Source organism: Streptomyces niveiscabiei (assembly GCF_001419795.1).
Taxonomy (GTDB): Bacteria; Actinomycetota; Actinomycetes; order Streptomycetales; family Streptomycetaceae; genus Streptomyces; species Streptomyces niveiscabiei.
Window position 1 is genome coordinate 1 of the sequence record NZ_LIRL01001420.1, and the last position, 688, is coordinate 688.

Here is a 688-nt window from a genome sequence, read left to right on the forward strand (position 1 = left end):
CGTCGGGGGTGTGGTCGCCGTACAGGTCGTACTCCACGAGACGTTCGCCGAGGCGCAGAGCCTCGCGCCCGGGGCGAGGGTCGTGCCGGGGGGCGGGGCGGCCGGCATGGACGGCCTGTGCGGCACGCCCATGGCCCCCATGTCGCACGCGGCGCACATGACGCACCTCGCGCACATGACCCACAGCGCCGAACCCGCCGTCCACACCCACAGCATGGCCACCGCCCCCCTCGGCATGCTCGCGGCCCACCTCCTCGCCGCCGTCCTGTGCGGACTGTGGCTCGCCCACGGTGAACGTGCCGTCTTCCGGGTCCTGTCGGCCGTAGCCGTACGCCTCGCCGCACCCCTGCGGATGCTGCTCGCGGTCCCTGCCCTGCACCACCCGCCCGCGCCCCGGCGCCGCCCCGGCAACCACTCGGCGCCCGCCCGCCTCCTGCTCTGTTCCTCCGTCACCTCCCGGGGACCGCCCACGGGTGCCGCCGCCCGCTGAGGCGGCCGGAACCACCGGGGCGGCTTTCGCGCCCCGCGCACCGCCGTGGCCGGGTCGGCCCGGCGCACCCGTTCGAGGCCCGAGAGGGACATCACGTGACCGCTTCTTCCCTGCCCGCGACGTGCGGTGACCGCACGTCCGCCGACGCCGCCGCGACCGCCTGGGCGCTGGCCGCCCGCAGCGGCGACGCCGGCGCGG

1 protein-coding gene is annotated in these 688 nt (G+C 77.5%); it reads left to right on the plus strand.

What is annotated here, in order from left to right:
* Positions 1-490 (plus strand): hypothetical protein (locus tag AOK24_RS44635; RefSeq protein WP_055725502.1); only part of this gene is annotated, 490 nt, incomplete at its 5' end.
* Positions 491-688: the final 198 nt, after the last annotated feature.